The organism is Mesorhizobium sp. B2-3-2 (genome assembly GCF_006442295.1).
GTDB lineage: Bacteria > Pseudomonadota > Alphaproteobacteria > Rhizobiales > Rhizobiaceae > Mesorhizobium.
This window is the reverse complement of the sequence record NZ_VFWA01000003.1, coordinates 137,832-156,228: the sequence shown is the minus strand read 5'-3', so window position 1 is coordinate 156,228 and position 18,397 is coordinate 137,832. Positions and strand designations below refer to the sequence as shown.

The following is an 18,397-nucleotide window of genomic DNA, read 5'->3' as shown; positions in this document are numbered from 1 at the left end:
GCGCCGGCACCGGAGAGGGCGCGATCAACGATCGAGCAGCGCCTGCAGCGTCTCGATGCGGTCGGCCTCGTTGGCGGGCTTGTCCCAGCGCAGCCGCGAGATGCGGGGGAAACGCATGGCGACGCCGGATTTGTGGCGCGTCGAACGGTTGAGCCCTTCGAAGGCGACTTCCAGCACCAGCCCGTTGTCGCGGTCGGCGCGCACCGAGCGCACAGGCCCGAAACGCTCGATCGTGTTGTCGCGGACATATTTGTCGATCTGCCTCAGTTCCTCGTCGGTGAAGCCGAAATAGGCCTTGCCGACCGGCACCAGTTCCTCCTCGCCTTCCGCCCCGGACCAGACGCCGAACGTATAGTCGGAGTAGAAGCTCGAGCGCTTGCCGTGGCCGCGCTGGGCGTACATGAGCACGGCGTCCACCGTGTGCGGGTCGCGTTTCCATTTGAACCACGGGCCCTTCGGCCGGCCGGCGACATAGGGCGAATCCCAGCGCTTCAGCATCACGCCTTCGATGATCGGGTGCGGCGGCGCCCGGCGCAGGTCCTCCAGCGCCTGCCAGTCCGAGAACGCGACGAATGGCGAAAGATCGAAGCGGCTCGGATCGAGCGTTTTCACGAAGCTTTCGAGGCGGCCGCGCCGCTCCCGGAAGGGCAACCCCCGCAAATCCTCCGCGCCGACCTGCAAAAGGTCGTAGCAACGCATGAAAGCCGGGTATTGCTGCTGCATCTTCAGTGACACCGTCTTGCGGTTCAACCGCTGCTGGAGATCCGAGAACGTCCCTGTCGCTTCCCGGGGATCGCCGACCAGCAATTCCCCGTCGAGCGTGGCCGAGAAAACCATCGCCTCGGCGAGGTCGGGAAAGGCGCCGGAGACGTCGTCGCCGGTGCGCGAATAGAGCCGGCGGATGCCGCCTTCCGACACCGCCTGGACGCGGATGCCGTCCCATTTCCACTCGGCCGCATAGTCGGCGGGGTCGAGCCTGTCGAGATCGCCGTCACCGACCGGATTGGACAGCATCACCGGCCGGAACAGTGCCCGCGCCGCCCTCTCGGGCTTTGCGGCCCTGCCTTCCAGCCACGCGAACAAGGCTGTGTACGGCGGTGACAGCCCGTGCCAGAGTTCCTCGATCTCGGCGACGTCGACCTTGCCGAAATCCGCCAGTGCCTGCTTGGCCAGCCGCGCCGACACGCCGATGCGTAACCCGCCGGTGACCAGCTTGATGATGGCGAAGCGGGCCGAGATGCCGGCACTGTCGAGCAGGTTTGACAGCACTTTCGGGCCGTCGGAGCGGCTCGCCGCCTGCAGCTTCGCGACCACCTGGCCGAGCGTCGGCTCACGGTTCGGTATGGCTCCGGGCATCTGCGGCCAGACCAGCGACACCGTCTCGGCGAGATCGCCGACATAGTCGTAGGAATAGCCGAACAGCACCGGGTCCATGCGTTCGGTCACCAGGGTGCGCAGCATCGCCGGCTTGATCGCGGCGATGTTGAGATCGCCGGTGATGGCAGCCAGCGCCAGCCCGCGATCAGGATCCTCGACGCTGCGGAAATAATCGATCAGCAGCGTCAGCTTGCCGTTGCGCGACGGCGTCAGCACAAGGCGGTCGAGCAGTTCGGCGAAGCGATTCATGGCGAGGTGCAACTCGCCAGTAGCGAAACCCGGCGCGAGGCGCCCCCCTCTGGCCTGCCCGCCATCTCCCCCTCAAGGGGGGAGATCGGATATCGTATCTGCTTTCGCCAATCGCTGATGCTGCACAAAGAGCGGAGCCAATGAAGCTGCCAATCTCCCCCCTTGAGGGGGGGGTGTCCGGCAGGCCAGAGGGGGGCGCCGTAGAGCTCGGCTGTGACGGTTGGCGAGCACTCCATCATCAATCACCCTCGTCCTCATACCCCACCAGATGCAGTGGCCGCGCCGCGATGCCTTCAAGTTCGCACCAGCGCACCAGCGCCTCCTCGCGGCCGTGTGTCACCCAGATTTCCTCTGCCCCGGTTTCCCTGATCGTGGCGGTCAGTTCGTCCCAGTCGGCATGATCCGAAATGATCAGCGGCAGCTCGACGCCACCCTGCTTGGCGCGCTGGCGGATGCGCATCCAGCCCGAGGCGAAGCAGGAGATCGGATCGGGAAAGCGCCGCGCCCAGCGATCGGCGAAGGCGGCCGGCGGGCCGACGACGATGGCGCCGGTGAAATCATCCTTGCTGGCGCTCTCCACCGTCGCCGGCTCCAGCATGCCGAGATCGATGCCCTGGCTCTGGTAATAGTCGCTGAGCTTGGCCAGCGCGCCGTGGATATATATCGGCCTGTCGTAGCCGGCGTCGCGCAACAGCCGCATCACCCGTTGCGCCTTGCCCAGCGCGTAGGCGCCGATGAGATGCGAGCGTTCGGGGAACTGCGCCGCCGATTTCAGGAGCCGGGCGATCTCCTCCCCGTCTGGCGGGTGGCGAAACACCGGCAGGCCGAAGGTCGCTTCGGTGATGAACACGTCGCATGCGATCGGTTCGAACGGCAGGCATGTTGCGTCCTGCTGCCGCTTGTAGTCGCCGGAGGCGACGATGCGTATACCCTGATGCTCGACCGCGATCTGCGCCGAGCCCAGCACATGGCCGGCCGGATGAAAACTGATGTCGACGCCGTTGAAGGCAATTCGCTCGCCCAGCCCTGCCGCCTGTGTCGTGCCTGCGAAGCCCTCGCCATAGCGAAGCCCCATAATGTCCAGCGTCTGCTGCGTCGCCAGCACCGAGCCGTGGCCGGAGCGGGCGTGGTCGGAATGGCCGTGCGTGATCAGCGCCCGGTTGACCGGCCGCACCGGGTCGATGAAGAAGTCGCCCGGCGGGCAGTAAAGGCCCTCGGGCCGGGGGTGGAGCAGGTCGCTGGCGCGCATTGTTCCAAGATAGTGGCTAATTCGGGCGCGGGAAGCCTGTTGCAAGAGACTGCTGACTCGTCCTACAGCCAGCCGCCGGGCAGCAGTCGCCGGCGGGACGGCCATCATGAAACCGCTTCAGATCTCGTCGGGCGACCTCAATGTCGACCGCCGTGCCGACTATGCCGAAATGCTGCACGCCTCCGGCGATCACGCCGCCGCGGCCGAACTGCTGCTCGGCGCGCTGGAATTGGTCCCGCAATGGGCAATGGGCTGGTTTCGCCTGGGCGAGATGGAGGAGACCGCCGGCAGGGCGGATCTTGCGGCGCAGGCCTGGGCGATGGCGCTCAGGCTCGATCCGGAAGATCGTCAGGGCGCGACGCTCCGGTTGCAACTGATCGGCAAGGCCCCGATCGCCACGGCGCCGCCCAGTGCCTTCGTCGAGGCGTTGTTCGATCACTATGCCCAGACCTTCGACCAGGCGCTGGTCGATAGGCTCGGCTACCGGCTGCCCGAGTTCCTCGATGCGGCCATCCGCAGGGCAAGGCCCGGCCGGTTCCGCCTGGCGCTCGATCTTGGTTGCGGCACCGGACTGCTGGGGCAACGGCTGCGGCCGATTGTCGACCGGCTCGAAGGGTTCGACATTTCCGCCAACATGCTGAGCAAGGCGCGGGCAAAAGGCATCTACGACGCCTTGGCCAAGGCCGATCTGCAGCGCCTTTCCTATCAAGGCGACAAAGCCGATCTGGTGGCCGCCGCTGACGTCTTCATCTATGTTGGCGCGCTCGACGGCTTGGTGGAGACGGTCGCCGGCATGCTTGCCGACGACGGCCTGTTTGCGTTCTCTGTGGAAATGCTGGCTGACCACGACGGCTTCGCGCTGCTGCCGTCACGGCGCTACGCCCATTCGCAAGACTATGTGCGGCGGGTGCTGGCCGCCAACGGGTTTTCGATCCTGTCGCTGGAAAGCACGACCATCCGGCTCGATCGCAGCCAGCCGGTCGAAGGTCTGGCCGTGGTGGCCGGGAAAGGCCACGCGGTCTGAGGCTTCCGGGTGCCTCTGCTGCGAAAAAGCCCCAATCGCGTGTCGGATTATGCCGGGGCGGTGCCGTACGGAGGGATTTCCATGCGCTGGAACATGATGGCCTTGGCATCTTGCCTCGTTATGGCCGGCTGTGTCGGCAACTCCATGTCCGAGCGCCAGGACGAAAACGTCCAGTCCTCATTGCAGTATGACAGCGTGCCTTGCGGGCAGTTGCTGGCGCAACGCAACGCCCTGGCGCAGCAACACAACCTTTCACAGCAGGCCAAGCCGACCTTCTCCAATCCGGCGATGGGTTTTGGCCCGTTCATCCCGGACATGCGCTCCAAGGCCAAGCGCGATGCCGACAAGGCAAGCGGCGAGATCGACGCCATGAACCGGTCGATCGAGCGCCGCGATTGCGGTAAGCCGGACAAGCAGAAGAAGCTCGCTCTGCCCGGCTAAGCTGGCCTCTGCGAGACGCTCACCTCCACGTCCCCGCCGGACGGGAGGAAGCGTGAGCCGAGTCGAGGTTCCTTAATATCCCGCTTTGCGGTCCACCAGGTTCTCCAGCTTTTCGCCCCGCTCGAAGGCGTCCATCTGGCGCAGCATGATCGGCGCCAGGTGGACGGGATCGGACGTGGCCGCGGCATGCGGCGTCACGAATACTTTCGGATGGGCCCAGAGCGGGCTGGTCTTCGGCAGCGGTTCGACCTCGAACACGTCGAGGCTCGCTTCCTTCAGCGTGCCGTCGTCGAGCGCGCGCAGGATGTCGGCGTCCTTCTGCAGGCGGCCGCGACCGGCATTGATCAGCACCGAGCCGCCAAGACCGTTGCGCTTGCGCAATTCCTTCAGCACGCCGTAATTGACGATACCCTTGGTATCCGCCGTCAGCGGCAGCAGCACGACCAGTATGTCTGTGGCATTGAGGAACGGGATCAGCCCGGCCTCGCCCCAATAGGTCGCGACACCTTCCATCGGCCGGTCGGTGCGCGACCAGCCATTGACTGCGAAGCCGAGCGACAATAGCGCCGACGCCGCCGCGCGGCCGAGACTGCCGAGCCCCATGATGCCGACAGAGATGTCTTCAGCGGTGCGCTGCGCCGGCTCGCGCCATATCTTCTTCGGCTGCTGCGACCGGTAGAGCAGGCCCTGGCGGTGATGATCGAGCACCCGCCAGACGACATATTCGGTCATGTGCTGGGCCAAATTGCCGGCGACGACCTTGACGATCGGCACGTCCGGCAGGCTGGGATCGGAGAAGATGTGGTCGACGCCGGCGCCGATCGAGAAGATGGCGCGCAGATTGGGCAGCGACCCCAACAGGTTCGGCCGCTGCTTCCACACCACCGCATAGGTGATGGAAGGATCGCTGGCGCCGTCCGGCTCGAGCACCACCTCGCGCTCTGCGGACAGCAGTTCACGCCAGCGCTGCGGGTGAAAGCCGGTGACGGCAAGCAGGATTTTGCCTTTTTCCATTTATGGATTTTGTCCTGTTGTTCGGTTTGGAGCAATTGCGGGAAAGGCGCGCGGCGGCCTTCCGTCCGGAATTGCGAAGGGAGAAGTCACTCGCTGACGACCCCCGTCGGGGCGGTTTCTATCTTGAAGGCGGCCGAAATCAGCGCCCGAGTATAGTCGGTTTGCGGCTTTTCAAAAATCTGTTCGGAAGGACCGGCTTCGACGATCTGGCCATTGCGCATGACGATGACATCGTTGGCCAGGGCCCGGATGACCTTGAGGTCGTGGCTGATGAAGAGATAGGCCAGGTCATGCTTGGCCTGCAGGCTGCGCAGGAGGTCGACCACCTGCGCCTGCACGCTCATGTCGAGCGCCGAGGTCGGCTCGTCCAGCATGACGAAACGCGGGTTGAGCACCATGGCGCGTGCAATGGCGACGCGCTGGCGCTGGCCGCCGGAGAATTCGTGCGGATAGCGGTTGCGCGTGGCCGGATCGAGCCCGACTTCCTTCAGCACGTCGACCACCTTGTCGTCGCGCTCGTCGAGCGACAGCTTCGGCTCGTGGATCTTCAAGCCTTCTTCGATGATCTCGGCGATGGACATGCGGGGGCTCAGCGAGCCGAAAGGATCCTGGAAGACTATCTGCAATTCGCGCCTGAGCGGGCGCATGGCGTTGAACGAGAGCTGGTTGATGTCGCGCCCGTTGAACTGGATGGTTCCGCTTGACGAGATCATCCGCGCCAGCGCCAGGCCGAGCGTGGTCTTGCCCGACCCGGACTCTCCAACCACGCCCAGCGTCTGGCCGGCCCGCACGGTGACATCGATGCCGTCGACCGCCTTCACATGGTCGACGGTGCGCCGGAAGAACCCCTGCTTGATCGGAAACCAGACTTTGATGTCCTTGCCGGTCATCACGGGTGCCGCGGCGCTGTTGGCTGCGGGTGGCTTGCCCTTGGGCTCGGCCGCCAGGAGATGGCGCGTATAGGCGTGCTGCGGATTGGCGAAGATGTCCTTGGTAGGCCCCATCTCGACGATCTTGCCCTTGGTCATCACGCACACCCGGTCGGCGATCTTGCGCACGATGCCGAGATCATGGGTGATGAACAGCATCGACATGCCCTTGCGGCTTTTCAAGCCGGCCAGCAGCTCGAGGATCTGCGCCTGCACGGTGACATCGAGCGCCGTCGTCGGCTCGTCGGCGATCAGGAGTTCCGGCTCGTTGGCCAGCGCCATGGCGATCATGACGCGCTGGCGCTGGCCGCCGGAGAGCTGGTGCGGATAGGCGTCGAGCCGCTTCTGCGGCTCGCGAATGCCGACCTCGTTGAGCAGTGCCAGCGTGCGCGCCTTGGCCGCGCGGTCCGCCATGCCCTGATGCAGTTTCAGGATCTCGACGATCTGCTGCTCGATCGTGTGCAGCGGATTCAGCGAGGTCATCGGCTCCTGGAAGATCATGGTGATCTTGTTGCCGCGCACCTGCCGCAATTGCTTCTCGTTCATGGCGAGCAGGTCGGCGCCCTGGAACAGGATTCTGCCCGAGGGGTGGCTGGCGCTGGGATAGGGCAAGAGCTTCAGCACCGACAGCGCCGAGACCGATTTGCCGGAGCCGGATTCGCCGACCAGCGCCACCGTCTCGCCCTTGGCGATGTCGAAGGAGATGTGATCGACGGCCAGCGACTGCTGTCCACCTTGCGCAAAAGCGACGCTGAGGTCGCCAACGGAGAGCAAAGAAGCAGTCATGTGTCAATTTCCGCTATGACTTTATCAAGGGCAGAAATCTCCGGTCGTATGACCGAAATTTGCGCTGTCAGTTGCGGAGGGACAAGCCGACTTGGCGTGACAGAATAGGAATCCTTCAGCCTGACGTCGGCAGTCAGAAATTGTGTGCATCCGAAATGCATCGCCGTCGAAAGGTGAATAGCATCCGGTAGCCTGAGAGAAATGAATTGCGAGCGAAGCTGTGCCGCGTGCCAGAGAACCTCGCGAGTTACCGTTCCAACAGAGACAAACGTATTACCAATCGAGATATTGTCATAGAGCTCAACAAGCGGCTCATTGTTCTTTTTCAGAGGGTCAACCATCAACTCTGCCAGCACGAGTTCGCTTGTCGCGAGGAAAGGCTGCTTTCTGCCCTCGTTCAGTGAAATGAGCTGAAGCAGTTTTTTTGCCAGAGCATCGTTGTTTTCGAAAGCGTAGATGAAAATGTTCGTATCGACATAAAGCCGGAAGGCGGCCATCAATCCTCCCACTCATCGCGGAGGGCACGAACACGCGCAACAGCCTCTTCGAGACTTGTTCCCGACGCGTTGGCCTGCGCATTCCGCATAAGTTCAAGCAATTGTTTGTGGCCGAGAGGCCGCTTGGCTTCCTCTTCTACCGTCACCTTGACCGAGGCACTCAAAGCTATGCCCTCTCGCAGTTCATCCGGGAGTTTGGATGCGGGGTAATGCTCAAGGATGACCTTATTCACGATTCTGTCCTTCCGTGGGGCACGATGAGGAACTGCCGTGACTGACCGCGGCCATCAGTCGTTTCGACAATTGATGCGCACGCTCATTTGGCTCAAGCTGCCACACTGGGAATATATCATGCTGAATGCCGGTCCGCATCGTTGTCATCGGAACGTCTTGCGCGGATCGAAGGCGTCGCGTGTCGCCTCGCCGACGAAGACCAGCAGCGACAGCATCAGCGAGATGACGACGAAACCGGAGATGCCGAGCCACGGCGCGTTGAGATTGCGCTGCGCCTGCTTGAGCAATTCGCCAAGCGAGGCCGAGCCCGGCGGCAGGCCGAAACCCAGATAGTCGAGCGAGGTCAGCGTCGAGATCGAGCCTGAGAGCAGGAACGGCAGAAAGGTCAGTGTCGCCACCATGGCATTGGGCAACAGGTGCCGGAACATGATGGTGCGGTTGCGCACGCCGAGCGCGCGCGCCGCGTTGACGTACTCGAAATTGCGCGCGCGCAGGAATTCGGCCCGCACCACGCCGACCAGCGCCACCCAGGAGAACAGCAGCATCAGCCCGAGCAGGATGAAGAAGCCCGGCGGCAGTATGGCGGCGACGATGAGCAGGAGATAGAGCACGGGAATAGCCGACCAGATCTCGATGAAGCGCTGGAACAGCAGGTCCGTCCAGCCGCCGAAATAGCCCTGCAGGGCTCCAGCCGCGACGCCGATCAAAGCCGAGCCGGCGGTCAGGATCAGTCCGAACAGCACCGAGATGCGGAAGCCGTAGATGACCCGCGCCAGCACGTCGCGCGCCTGGTCGTCGGTGCCCAGCCAGTTCCAGTTACCGACGCTGCAGGCCGGATCGGCAGCCCCTTGCGGGTACTGGTTGCAACGCGTGTTGGCGTCATACTGCCAGGACGGCTTGGCCGGGGCTGCTTCGGGAATGGCATTGTTGACGGTCTGGTAGGAATAGCGGATCGGCGGCCAGATCATCCATCCATTGGCGTTGATCTCGTCCTGGATGACCGGGTCGCGATAGTCGGTGACGGCATAGAAGCCGCCGAACTTCTCTTCGGGATAGGCGACCAGCACCGGAAACAGGATCTCGCCCTTGTAGGAGGCGATGATCGGCTTGTCATTGGCGATGAATTCGGCGAACAGCGACAGCACGAACAGGACAAGGAAGATCCACAGCGACCAGTAGCCGCGCCGGTTGGCCTTGAAGTTCTCCAGGCGGCGCTTGTTGAGTGGCGACAGAAACGGCCGCGGCATCCGCTCCGGCACGACCCCGGCGGTAACGCTTGCCTCCGACATCAAACGTCTCTCCGCTCGAAATCGATGCGCGGATCGACCCAGGTGTAGATGAGGTCCGACAGCAATCCGACGAACAGGCCGAGAAGCGAGAAGATGTAGAGGTTGGCGAACACCACGGGATAGTCGCGTTCGACCACCGACCGGAAGCCGAGCAGACCGAGCCCATCGAGCGAGAAGATGTTTTCGATCAGCAGCGAACCGGTGAAGAAGGCCGAGATGAAGGCGCCGGGAAAACCGGCGATGACGATCAGCATGGCGTTGCGGAAGACATGGCCATAGAGCACCTGTCGTTCCGAGAGGCCTTTGGCGCGGGCGGTCACCACATATTGCTTGCGGATTTCCTCCAGGAAGGAATTCTTGGTCAGCAGCGTCGTCGTGGCGAAGGCCGACAGCACCAGCGCCGTCAGCGGCAAGGTCATGTGCCAGAGATAGTCCGCGATCTTGGCCGGCCACGACAACTGGTCCCAATTGTCCGAGACGATGCCGCGCAGCGGGAACCAGTCCCAGAACGAGCCGCCGGCAAACAGCACCATCAGCATGATGCCGAACAGGAAGCCCGGAATGGCATAGCCGACGATGACGACGCCGCTGGTCCAGATATCGAAGGGGGAACCGTCCTTCACCGCCTTGCGGATGCCGAGCGGGATCGAGATCAGGTAGGACAGAAGCGTGATCCACAGCCCGATCGAGATCGACACCGGCATCTTTTCCAGGATCAGATTGAGCACCGAGATGTCGCGGAAATAGCTGTCGCCGAAATCGAACCTGATATAATTCCACAGCATCAGGCCGAAGCGCTCCAGCGGCGGCTTGTCGAAGCCGAACTGCTTCTCCAGCTTCTTGATGAATTCCGGATCGAGCCCCTGTGCGCCGCGATATTTTGAGCCGACGTCGCCGGCCGCATCGAAATTGCCGCCGCCCGCATCGCCGCCGCCACCGCCCAGACGGTCGCTGCCGCCCTGGTTCGTCAGCTTGGCGATCACCTGCTCGACCGGGCCGCCGGGCGCAAACTGGATGACGGCGAACGAGATCGCCATGATGCCGAACAGGGTCGGGATCATCAAAAGGATGCGGCGCAGGATGTAGGCGCCCATCAGGCTTCCTGCCCTCTGCGGAGCGATATCTCAGCCTTTGCCAATTCTTGCCGCCTTGCCCTTATCAAACCACCACAGCGTCTCGACCGGAAAGCCGAAATCGGGCTTTTGCTCGACGAAGCCGAACATGTCCCAATAGGCGACGCGGTGATTCGCCAGATAGTATGTTGGAATCCAGTCCAGCCGCGCGCGCAAGACCCGGTCGAGGGCTCTGAGCGCGGTGACGAGTTCTGTCCGGCTTCGCGCCTTGCCGGCTGCCACGATCAAAGCGTCTATGGCCTTGCTTTCCGTCCCGGGGTAGTTGCGCTGCCCTGGGATTTTCGCCATTCGAGAATCATAGAGCATCTCCAGGCTGTCGTCAGTCGGCGTCGCCCCGATCGACCAATGCAGCAGGGTAAGATCAAAGTCGAAATCGTTCTGCCGCTGTTCATATTGCGCCGAATCGACCTGTCGGATCGAAGCGTCGATCCCGATCGCCTTCATATTCTCCGACCATGGGGTAAAGATGCGGACGATGCCATCCTCTTGCGCCAGCATCTCCACCCGCAGTCGCTCGCCCTTGTCGTTGACGACGAAATTGCCCGCTCGCTTCCAGCCGGCTTCGGCAAGCAGCCTCGAAGCCTCGCCCAGCAGCTTGCGGTCATGGCCCGAACCGTCGGACGCACGCTGCATCACCGGCTCGCCAAACGCCTCCGGCGGCAACTCGGCTCGAAACGGCTCCAGCAGGGCCAGTTCCGCGGGCGAAGGCAGGCCTTCGGCCTTGTACTGTGACCGTTCGAAGTTCGATTGGGAGCGCTCATAGGAGCCGTAGAACAGGGCTCGCTTCATCCATTCGAAATCGAAGCATCTGGCGATCGCCCGTCGCACCCGCTCGTCGCGGAATTGCGCACGACGCTGGTTCAGCGCGACGGCCTGCATGTCCGGCGACTTCTCGCCGGGAAACTCCCGCTTGACGACCTTGCCGTCCTTGAGCGCGGGAAAATCGTAACCGGTCGCCCAGACACGTGCGGTAAATTCCTCACGAAAATGCGTGTCGCCCTTCTTGAAGGCTTCGAACGCCGCCTGCCGGTCGAGATAGAAGTCGATGCGGATACGGTCGAAATTGTACTGGCCGCGGTTTACCGGGAGGTCGCGGCCCCAATAGTCGGCCACGCGCTCATATTCGACTGTCTGTCCCGCGGCCACTCGCCCGATTTTGTACGGTCCCGAGCCGAGCGGCGGCGTCATCGTCGAGGCATTGAAATCATTGACCGCATAAAAGGCCTTGGACACGATCGGCATTGCCACGATCCTGAGGATGTTTTGCGCGGACTGTCCGCCGTTGAAGGTAAGATTGAGGGTGAGCGGATCCTCGGCGACCGCGTCGGTCATATACCGCAACGCCTGGGAAAGGTTCGGATGCCCTTGCTCTTTGTAAAGTTTCAACGCGAAGACGACGTCCTCGGCGGTCAGCGGCGAGCCGTCGTGGAAACGCGCTTGCGGTCGAAGCGCGAAGCGGAAGCCGTTGCGGTCCTGCGACAAGGTGACGGACTCTGCAAGCAGGCCGTAGACCGCATCCGGCTCATCGAGCGCGCTTGCCATCAGTGAATCGAAACAGAGTTCGGTGCGCGGCGGCGCATCTCCTTTCAACACCAGGGAATTCAATGTGTTGAAGGTCAGGAAGCTCTGGTTGAACGTGGCGTTCGGCGGCGCGAAATTCATCTGGCCGCCCTTGGGGGCGTCCGGATTGACGTAGTCGAAATGTGCGAAATCCGGTTTGTATTTGAGGTCGCCGAAGGCGGACAGGCCGTGCAGTTTTGTGCCGGTCGCAATGTCGGCAAAGGCTTTTGCGGGCAACAGGGCGGTGGCTGCGGCGGCACCGCCCAGGGCCAGGAAATCGCGACGCGGCAGCAGCGCCATCAATTGTTGCCCTTGTACTTGGCCGCCAGCGCCTTTTCCTTCTCCGGATCGATCCACCAGGAATTCTGGTCGGCGCCAATATAGCTCGGCTGTTTGGCGGGAATGCCGAATTTGTTCCAGTAAGCCAGCCAGACCACGGCGCGATAGTACTGCGGCACGACGTAGTAATTCCACAGCAGCACGCGGTCGAGTGCATGGGTGGCGGCAACCAGATCCTCGCGGTCGGTGGCGAAGATGATGCGGTCGACCAGGGCATCGACGACCGGGTTCTTGATGCCGGAGTAGTTGCGCGACCCCGGACGGTCGGCGGCCTTGGAACTCCAGAAGTCGCGCTGCTCATTCCCCGGCGATTCCGACTGGCCGAGTTGCCCGATAATGACATCGTAGTCGAAATTGTTGACCCGGTTGACATATTGGGTCTGGTCGATGATGCGCAACGTGGCGTCGACGCCGATCTTGCGCAGATTGGCGATATAGGGGCTGGAGATGACCTGGTCGGTGTCGTTCCAGCCGAGAATCTCGAACTTGAACGGCTCGCCGCTCTTGGCATTGACCATCTTGCCGCCCTTGATCACCCATCCCGCCTTGGCGAACAGATCAACGGCTTGCTTCAGGTATTTCCGCTCGGCCTGCGGCGAATCGTAGACCGGCAGCTTGAATTCCTGTGTGAACAGTTCGGGCGGCAGCTTGTCGCGATACTGTTCCAGGATTTCCAGTTCCTTGCCTTGCGGCAAGCCGCTGGAGGCCAGTTCAGTTCCCTGGAAATAGCTGCTGGTGCGGGTGTTGAAGCCGTAGAACAGCGTGCGGTTCATCGTCTCGAAGTCGAAAGGATAGGTCAGCGCGGCCCGCACCAGGCGGTCCTGGAACAGCGGGCGCCTCTGGTTGAGCATGAAAGCCTGCATCGGCTCTGGCGAGGTGGTCTTGAATTCCTGCTTGATGACATCGCCGGCCTTGACCGCCGGGAAATCATAGAATGTCTTCCAGCGCTTCGAACTGTTTTCCGGTTTGATGTCGTCAAGTCCGCCCTTGGTGAAGGCCTGCCAGGCGGCGTTGTCATCAAGGATGTAGGTGAAACGCTGCCTGTCGAAATTCTCGCGGCCGATCTTCACCGGCAGCTTGGCGCCCCAATAGTCCGGCACGCGCTGCCAGACGATTTCCGAGCCCGGCTTGAAGCTGGCGATCTTGTAGGCGGCGGAGCCGAGCGGCGGCTCCAGCGTCGGCCTGGTGACGTCGCGCTTCTTGCCGTTGGCATCGGTGCCTTCCCACCAGTGTTTCGGCAGCACGGCGAGATCACCCAGGATTTTAGGCAGCTCGCGATTGCCCTTCTGGCTGAAATGAAACTCGACTTCACGGTCCGAGACGGCCACGGCATCCGTGACGTTCTCGAAATAGCGGCTGTACATCGGGCTGTTCGCCTTCAGCACCTGGAATGACCAGATCACGTCGTCGACGGTGATCGGCTGGCCGTCATGCCATTTCGCGCGCGGATCGAGCCGATAGGTCGCCGAGGAAAAGTCGGCCGGGTATTTGTAGGCGTCGGCGATCAGCGGATGGCTGACACTTCCCTCGTCGGTCGCCTGCTCCATCAGCGTGTCGTAGAGCAGGCCACCGCCGAAGCCGACCAGGCCGGCGGCCGGCGAACCCTGCACGATATAGGGATTGAAGCTGTCGAACGTGCCCAGCACCACCGAATTCAGCGTGCCGCCTTTGGGCGCGTTGGGGTTCACGTAGTCGTAGTGCTGGAAATTGTCGCCGTATTTGGATTGGCCGATCAGCGATGATGTGGTGCGCCATTCATCGGCCAGGGCCGCCTGCAACCCCGCGGCCAGCAGGGCGGCCGCCAGCAACGATTTGAGAAGCACTCGGCCAAGCGTCATCCACTGTCCTCTTCGCAATGCGTGCCATCATCCAGAAAGGCAATCTAGATGATTTGCCGCGCGTGAAAACCGCCATGCGCGGCTTTGTCGCCGCATATACGGTTTCCTAACGAAAAAGCCGGGCTGAACCCGGCTTTTTCAAGGTCGTCGAGACGATATCCGGATTATTGAGCAGGCGCCGGTGCGGGAGCGGCCGGAGCAGGTGCCGCCGGCTTGGCGGGAGCTGCGCCTTCGGCCGGCTTGGCCGGTGCGGTCCCTTCGGCGGGCTTGGCGGGGGCGGATGCATCGGCGGCCGCGCCCGGCGCGGGCAGCGGCTTGGGATTGTCCGACAGCGTGCGCAGATAGGCGATGACGTTGGCGCGGTCTTCTTCCTTCGGCAGGCCGGCAAAGCCCATCGCCGTGCCTTTCACGAATTTTTTCGGCGAGGTGATGAAGTGGTTGATGTTGTCGTAGGTCCACTTCTCGGTGCCGCCCTTGGAAAACTCCTTCATGCCGGCCGAATAGGCGAAGCCCTCATGCGCGGCGACCGGGCGATCGATGAGATCCCACAAATCCGGGCCGACCTTGTTCGGGCCGCCCTTCTCGCCGGAGTGGCAGGCCTGGCATTTCTTGAAGATGGCAGCGCCCTGTTCGGCACTTGCGTTGGCCAGAAGATCCGCGATCGGCTTTTCGGCTGCTGCCGGAGCGGCGGGGCCGCCCTCGGCGGGCTCGGCGGCCTCGATAGCGAAGCCGGGCTTTTCCGGAGCGGGCGAGGCAAACAGCGCGTCCGACACGATGCCGACCGAGAACACCACGAAAACGGTTCCGAGCAATCCGGCGAGCAGCTTGTTGACTTCGTTGGAATCCATACGCCCCTTGCTCCCTTTTCCGGCGGACCGAACCGTCCACTCCGTCCGTCGGTATCGAGACCTGCCCTCCAGAGCCGGTCAAATCGCGCGGAAACTAGGTCTTTTGCTCCGGCGTTGCAACACCTATAAGGGCGCTTCCAGTGAGACCTTTTGCCACTTTCCCCTCCTCGTTTCGAACGCCCGTCAAACCGATGTCCACCTTGATCCTGATCCCCGCCCGCATGGCCTCGACCCGGCTCCCGGGCAAGCCGCTGGCCGACATTGCCGGCGCCCCGATGATCGTCCATGTCGCGCGCCGCGCCGCCGAGGCCGGGCTTGGCCGTGTCGTGGTGGCGACCGACACGCAAGGCGTGGCGGAAGCCGTGCGCGCACACGGTTTCGAGGCGGTGATGACGCGATCGGACCACGAATCGGGTTCGGACCGGATATTCGAGGCCCTGACGGTGCTGGATCCGGCAAACGAGGTCGAAACCATCGTCAATGTGCAGGGAGACCTGCCGACCATCGATCCCGCGATCATCGTGGCCTCGCTCAGGCCGTTCGAGGACAAGGCGGTGGACATTGCAACGCTCGGAGTCGAGATCGAGCGCGACGAGGAAAAGACCAATCCCAACGTGGTCAAGATCGTCGGTTCGCCATTGTCGGCCACCAGGCTGAGGGCGCTTTATTTCACCCGGGCCACCGCGCCCTGGGGCGAGGGCGCGCTCTATCATCACATCGGCCTCTATGCCTATCGCCGCTCGGCGCTCGAGCGCTTCGTGGCGCTCAAGCCGTCGCCGCTGGAACGCCGCGAGCGGCTGGAGCAGCTGCGGGCGCTGGAGGCCGGCATGCGCATCGACGCCGAGATCGTGCGTTCGCTGCCGCTCGGCGTCGACACGCCGCAAGACCTGGAAAGGGCCAGGACGATCCTTTCAAACTGAGCGCCGAACCGGCACTCCCTCAATCGAGAATTGGCCATGCCTGAAAAGACCAACAGAATATCCTTCCAGGGCGAGCCCGGCGCCAATTCCGACACCGCCTGCCGCAACGTCTATCCCTCGATGCAGCCGCTCCCGTGCCCGACCTTCGAGGACGCGTTCAACGCGGTCGAGACCGGCAAGGCCGATCTCGCCATGATCCCGATCGAGAACACCATCGCCGGGCGCGTCGCCGATATCCATCACCTGCTGCCGGAATCGAGGATGCACATCGTCGGTGAGTATTTCCTGCCGATCCATTTCCAGCTGATGGTGCTGCCCGGCGTCAAACGCGACGAGATCAAGACTGTGCACACCCACATCCATGCGCTTGGCCAATGCCGCAAATATATCCGCAAGAATGGATGGAAAGGGATAGTCGCGGGCGACACGGCGGGTGCCGCCAAGATGGTCTCCGAGGTCAAGGATCGCACCATGGCGGCGCTGTCGCCAGCGCTGGCCGCGACGCTCTACGGGCTCGACATCATCGAGGAGAATGTCGAGGACACAGACAGCAACGTCACCCGCTTCGTCGTCCTGAGCAAGAGCAAGCAATGGGCCGAACGCCCGGCGCCTGACGTCAAGATGATGACGACGTTCATCTTCCGCGTCCGCAACGTGCCGGCCGCGCTCTACAAGGCTATGGGCGGTTTCGCCACCAACGGCATCAACATGACCAAGCTCGAGAGCTACCAGCTCGGCGCCTTCACGGCGACACTGTTCTACGCCGACATCGAGGGCCACCCCGACGATCCGCTGGTCAAGCTGGCGCTGGACGAGCTTCGCTTCTTCTCGCGCGAGGTGCGCATCCTCGGCGTCTATCCGGCAAGTGAGTCACGCGAGCAGTGGAAGGTGGCGGATTAGTGCATGTCCCCCAAACTGCGCAGCGGTTTTGGGACAACGACATGCATGAAAGTACCTAGTTCGGGAAGTCCCACGGGTTTACGAGTGCCACTCCGGTTCCCTCGAAATCCCCGATGTTGCGCGTCACCAGCGTCATACGCCGGGTGAAGGCCGTGGCTGCGATGTAGGCGTTATTGACCGCAGATCGGACACGACATTGGTATCGAACAACAGCCTCAGGACAAGTCTATTGGCTCGGCATGTTCCGTGCGGGACGGGAGCGGCAAATCAAGCTCTCCAGCTTCCGGCGCAGCCAGCATGTCACCGAGTGACCGCGGTTTGCCGGTGAGCCTTTTTTACTCATCGAACGATAACAGGACATGCACCGGCCGGCCCCTGTCGGTGATGATCACCGGTCCTTCCTTGGCAGCGCGTTTTGCACGGCCAAGGTCCTGATTGAGTTCGCGACTCGAAAGCGTGGTGATCATCATATTAGCCTACGCTTCTAAATCACTGCGCCAAGCGGCACGTAATCGATCTCCATGAAGGTTTCTACCTCCGGCACCCAGCGGTCGCGCACGAAGGCGACATGGTCGGGATGGTCGTTGTACCTGGTATAGGCGGCCTGGTCGGCGAATTCCATGGAGAAGCCGAACTGGTAGTCGTTCTTGGGGCTGACCTGACGCAGCTGTTCGAAATGGGTGACGCCCCTGATTGCCGAGAGGATTCTCTTGGCGTCGACCAGGAACCTTTTTTCCTCCAGCGAGTGCGGCGGATGCTTCAGCGTGAACACGACGGTATGGCGGATCATTTCCCTCTCCTGATTTCCATTATTCGCTGTCGACCCAGGCGCGGATCAGGTGGTGCGCGATGGCGCCCTTCGGCGGCGTGATCAGATCGCCCGGATGCTCCCTGGCCAGCATCAGGCGCACCTCGTCGCGCAAGAACCAGCGGCAGTCCTCCAGCTCGTTGAGGTCGGCCTGGATGTCCTCGTTGAGCGGCTCGCCGAAGCAGCCGATCATCAGCGAATAGGGGAATGGCCAAGGCTGGCTGGCGTGGTAGACGACGCGGCCGAGCCGGATGCCCGCCTCCTCCAGCGTCTCGCGGCGCACCGCCGCCTCGATCGTCTCGCCCGGCTCGATGAAGCCGGCAAGGGCGGAGTACATGCCCGGCGCGAAATGCCGGCCGCGCCCAAGCAGGCATTTCTCGCGCGTCGCCGTCAGCATGATCGCCACCGGATCGGTGCGCGGAAAATGCTCGGTGCCGCAATTCGGGCAATGGCGCTTGTAGCCGCCGGCCCGCATTTGTGACTCGGTCCCGCATTTGCTGCAGAAACGATGGCTGGCGTGCCAGGCGAGCAGCGCGGCGCCCTGCGCCATCGCCCCGGCGGCCGCTTCGTCGATCAGGCCTTGCATGTAGACCGAGCGGTAGTCGATGGCCTTGACCGTTTCCGGAAGCTGTTCCGGCTCAAGGCCGGCGGTCACCGCCAGCACCGGGCCCTGATCGGAGAATCCGAGCAGCACGCCGCTGCCGGGCAGGGTCTGGAAGGGCAGGCTTTCGGCGACGCCGAACCAGGGGTCGAAGCTGCCGTCACGAACCTTCAGGTAGAGCCGGCCGCCCTGCATCAAAAGCAGCCTGGTTCCAGGATCGGCGAGCGCTTTGTCGACCGAATCGTCGGCGCGGTTCTCGGATTGTCGGTCGATACTGTTGCCGGCGAAGCCGACGAATTGGCTCGGCTCGCGCAAGGGCGCGTCAAACAGGCTAAAGCTCATGCGGACTCTGGGCGTTCGG

The 18,397-nt window shown here is 62.9% G+C and carries 17 protein-coding genes and 2 pseudogenes; 4 read left to right on the top strand and 15 right to left on the bottom strand.

All coding sequences use genetic code 11. The annotated features are described in order from the left end of the window. Nucleotides 1–24: 24 nt before the first annotated feature. The gene (locus FJ964_RS09455; RefSeq protein ID WP_140550138.1) at nt 25–1,626 is read right to left on the bottom strand and encodes a cisplatin damage response ATP-dependent DNA ligase; all 1,602 of its coding nucleotides are present in this window, start codon (nt 1,624–1,626) and stop codon (nt 25–27) included. Between the two features lie 238 nt (nt 1,627–1,864). Beyond that, nucleotides 1,865–2,875: a ligase-associated DNA damage response exonuclease gene (locus FJ964_RS09445; protein WP_140550137.1), complete on the bottom strand. Its 1,011-nt coding sequence runs from the start codon at nt 2,873–2,875 to the stop codon at nt 1,865–1,867. 106 nt (nt 2,876–2,981) lie between these two features. On the opposite strand from FJ964_RS09445, the gene FJ964_RS09440 reads away from it, so the two are divergent. Further along, nucleotides 2,982–3,899 carry a methyltransferase domain-containing protein gene (locus FJ964_RS09440; protein ID WP_140550136.1) on the top strand — a complete coding sequence of 306 codons (918 nt, stop codon included), beginning with the start codon at nt 2,982–2,984 and terminating at the stop codon, nt 3,897–3,899. Nucleotides 3,900–3,980: 81 nt separating this feature from the next. Then, nucleotides 3,981–4,340 (top strand): hypothetical protein, encoded by a 360-nt coding sequence (locus FJ964_RS09435; RefSeq protein ID WP_140550135.1) that lies wholly within the window; start codon nt 3,981–3,983, stop codon nt 4,338–4,340. 72 nt (nt 4,341–4,412) lie between these two features. Here the strand turns inward: FJ964_RS09435 and FJ964_RS09430 are convergent, their stop codons facing one another. From FJ964_RS09430 to FJ964_RS09390, 9 genes are all read right to left on the bottom strand, one after another. Then, nucleotides 4,413–5,354 carry a glyoxylate/hydroxypyruvate reductase A gene (locus FJ964_RS09430; RefSeq protein ID WP_140550134.1) on the bottom strand — a complete coding sequence of 314 codons (942 nt, stop codon included), beginning with the start codon at nt 5,352–5,354 and terminating at the stop codon, nt 4,413–4,415. A gap of 86 nt (nt 5,355–5,440) precedes the next feature. Further along, entirely contained in the window at nt 5,441–7,069 is a 1,629-nt protein-coding gene (locus tag FJ964_RS09425; RefSeq protein ID WP_140550133.1) for an ABC transporter ATP-binding protein, read from the bottom strand. Then, the gene (locus FJ964_RS09420) at nt 7,066–7,566 is read right to left on the bottom strand and encodes a PIN domain-containing protein (protein WP_140550132.1); all 501 of its coding nucleotides are present in this window, start codon (nt 7,564–7,566) and stop codon (nt 7,066–7,068) included. The genes FJ964_RS09425 and FJ964_RS09420 overlap by 4 nt, the downstream gene beginning before the upstream one ends. Beyond that, nucleotides 7,566–7,799 carry a hypothetical protein gene (locus tag FJ964_RS09415; RefSeq protein WP_140550131.1) on the bottom strand — a complete coding sequence of 78 codons (234 nt, stop codon included), beginning with the start codon at nt 7,797–7,799 and terminating at the stop codon, nt 7,566–7,568. The genes FJ964_RS09420 and FJ964_RS09415 overlap by 1 nt, the downstream gene beginning before the upstream one ends. 144 nt (nt 7,800–7,943) lie before the next feature. Continuing rightward, complete coding sequence (locus FJ964_RS09410) at nt 7,944–9,089, bottom strand: ABC transporter permease (protein ID WP_140550130.1); 1,146 nt, start codon at nt 9,087–9,089, stop codon at nt 7,944–7,946. Continuing rightward, on the bottom strand, nt 9,089–10,183 hold the full coding sequence (locus FJ964_RS09405; protein WP_140550129.1) for a microcin C ABC transporter permease YejB: 1,095 nt from the start codon (nt 10,181–10,183) through the stop codon (nt 9,089–9,091). The genes FJ964_RS09410 and FJ964_RS09405 overlap by 1 nt, the downstream gene beginning before the upstream one ends. A gap of 30 nt (nt 10,184–10,213) precedes the next feature. Continuing rightward, nucleotides 10,214–12,082: an extracellular solute-binding protein gene (locus tag FJ964_RS09400; RefSeq protein WP_140550128.1), complete on the bottom strand. Its 1,869-nt coding sequence runs from the start codon at nt 12,080–12,082 to the stop codon at nt 10,214–10,216. Next, nucleotides 12,082–13,959, bottom strand: a complete 1,878-nt coding sequence (locus FJ964_RS09395; RefSeq protein WP_140550127.1) for an extracellular solute-binding protein — start codon at nt 13,957–13,959, stop codon at nt 12,082–12,084. Before FJ964_RS09395 ends, FJ964_RS09400 begins: the two co-directional genes overlap by 1 nt. Nucleotides 13,960–14,123: 164 nt before the next feature. Further along, nucleotides 14,124–14,807 carry a cytochrome c family protein gene (locus tag FJ964_RS09390; RefSeq protein WP_140550126.1) on the bottom strand — a complete coding sequence of 228 codons (684 nt, stop codon included), beginning with the start codon at nt 14,805–14,807 and terminating at the stop codon, nt 14,124–14,126. A gap of 191 nt (nt 14,808–14,998) precedes the next feature. On the opposite strand from FJ964_RS09390, the gene FJ964_RS09385 reads away from it, so the two are divergent. Both FJ964_RS09385 and FJ964_RS09380 read left to right on the top strand, forming a co-directional pair. Further along, nucleotides 14,999–15,727 carry a 3-deoxy-manno-octulosonate cytidylyltransferase gene (locus FJ964_RS09385; protein ID WP_140550125.1) on the top strand — a complete coding sequence of 243 codons (729 nt, stop codon included), beginning with the start codon at nt 14,999–15,001 and terminating at the stop codon, nt 15,725–15,727. Between the two features lie 36 nt (nt 15,728–15,763). Next, the gene (locus tag FJ964_RS09380; RefSeq protein ID WP_140550124.1) at nt 15,764–16,627 is read left to right on the top strand and encodes a prephenate dehydratase; all 864 of its coding nucleotides are present in this window, start codon (nt 15,764–15,766) and stop codon (nt 16,625–16,627) included. A 55-nt stretch (nt 16,628–16,682) separates the two neighbouring features. Here FJ964_RS09380 and FJ964_RS31310 read toward each other — a convergent pair. The 4 genes and pseudogenes from FJ964_RS31310 to nudC all read right to left on the bottom strand — a co-directional run. Then, nucleotides 16,683–16,805 (bottom strand): annotated as a pseudogene (locus tag FJ964_RS31310) (type II toxin-antitoxin system VapC family toxin); the annotation flags it as partial. Between the two features lie 37 nt (nt 16,806–16,842). Beyond that, nucleotides 16,843–17,097, bottom strand: a pseudogene (locus FJ964_RS31305) (type II toxin-antitoxin system Phd/YefM family antitoxin). Between the two features lie 14 nt (nt 17,098–17,111). Then, entirely contained in the window at nt 17,112–17,417 is a 306-nt protein-coding gene (locus tag FJ964_RS09365) for a Dabb family protein (RefSeq protein WP_140550122.1), read from the bottom strand. Between the two features lie 19 nt (nt 17,418–17,436). Further along, nucleotides 17,437–18,378 (bottom strand): NAD(+) diphosphatase, encoded by a 942-nt coding sequence (gene nudC, locus FJ964_RS09360; protein WP_140550121.1) that lies wholly within the window; start codon nt 18,376–18,378, stop codon nt 17,437–17,439. Nucleotides 18,379–18,397: the final 19 nt, after the last annotated feature.

Coding starts and splice junctions, on each gene's coding strand:
- FJ964_RS09440 (WP_140550136.1), top strand. CDS start 2,982: ATGAAACCGCTTCAGATCTCGTCGGGCGACCTCAATGTCGACCGCCGT.
- FJ964_RS09405 (WP_140550129.1), bottom strand. CDS start 10,183: ATGGGCGCCTACATCCTGCGCCGCATCCTTTTGATGATCCCGACCCTG.
- FJ964_RS09400 (WP_140550128.1), bottom strand. CDS start 12,082: ATGGCGCTGCTGCCGCGTCGCGATTTCCTGGCCCTGGGCGGTGCCGCC.
- FJ964_RS09380 (WP_140550124.1), top strand. CDS start 15,764: ATGCCTGAAAAGACCAACAGAATATCCTTCCAGGGCGAGCCCGGCGCC.
- FJ964_RS09365 (WP_140550122.1), bottom strand. CDS start 17,417: ATGATCCGCCATACCGTCGTGTTCACGCTGAAGCATCCGCCGCACTCG.
- FJ964_RS09455 (WP_140550138.1), bottom strand. CDS start 1,626: ATGAATCGCTTCGCCGAACTGCTCGACCGCCTTGTGCTGACGCCGTCG.
- FJ964_RS09430 (WP_140550134.1), bottom strand. CDS start 5,354: ATGGAAAAAGGCAAAATCCTGCTTGCCGTCACCGGCTTTCACCCGCAG.
- FJ964_RS09435 (WP_140550135.1), top strand. CDS start 3,981: ATGCGCTGGAACATGATGGCCTTGGCATCTTGCCTCGTTATGGCCGGC.
- FJ964_RS09425 (WP_140550133.1), bottom strand. CDS start 7,069: ATGACTGCTTCTTTGCTCTCCGTTGGCGACCTCAGCGTCGCTTTTGCG.
- FJ964_RS09420 (WP_140550132.1), bottom strand. CDS start 7,566: ATGGCCGCCTTCCGGCTTTATGTCGATACGAACATTTTCATCTACGCT.
- nudC (WP_140550121.1), bottom strand. CDS start 18,378: ATGAGCTTTAGCCTGTTTGACGCGCCCTTGCGCGAGCCGAGCCAATTC.
- FJ964_RS09390 (WP_140550126.1), bottom strand. CDS start 14,807: ATGGATTCCAACGAAGTCAACAAGCTGCTCGCCGGATTGCTCGGAACC.
- FJ964_RS09445 (WP_140550137.1), bottom strand. CDS start 2,875: ATGCGCGCCAGCGACCTGCTCCACCCCCGGCCCGAGGGCCTTTACTGC.
- FJ964_RS09385 (WP_140550125.1), top strand. CDS start 14,999: ATGTCCACCTTGATCCTGATCCCCGCCCGCATGGCCTCGACCCGGCTC.
- FJ964_RS09395 (WP_140550127.1), bottom strand. CDS start 13,959: ATGACGCTTGGCCGAGTGCTTCTCAAATCGTTGCTGGCGGCCGCCCTG.
- FJ964_RS09410 (WP_140550130.1), bottom strand. CDS start 9,089: ATGTCGGAGGCAAGCGTTACCGCCGGGGTCGTGCCGGAGCGGATGCCG.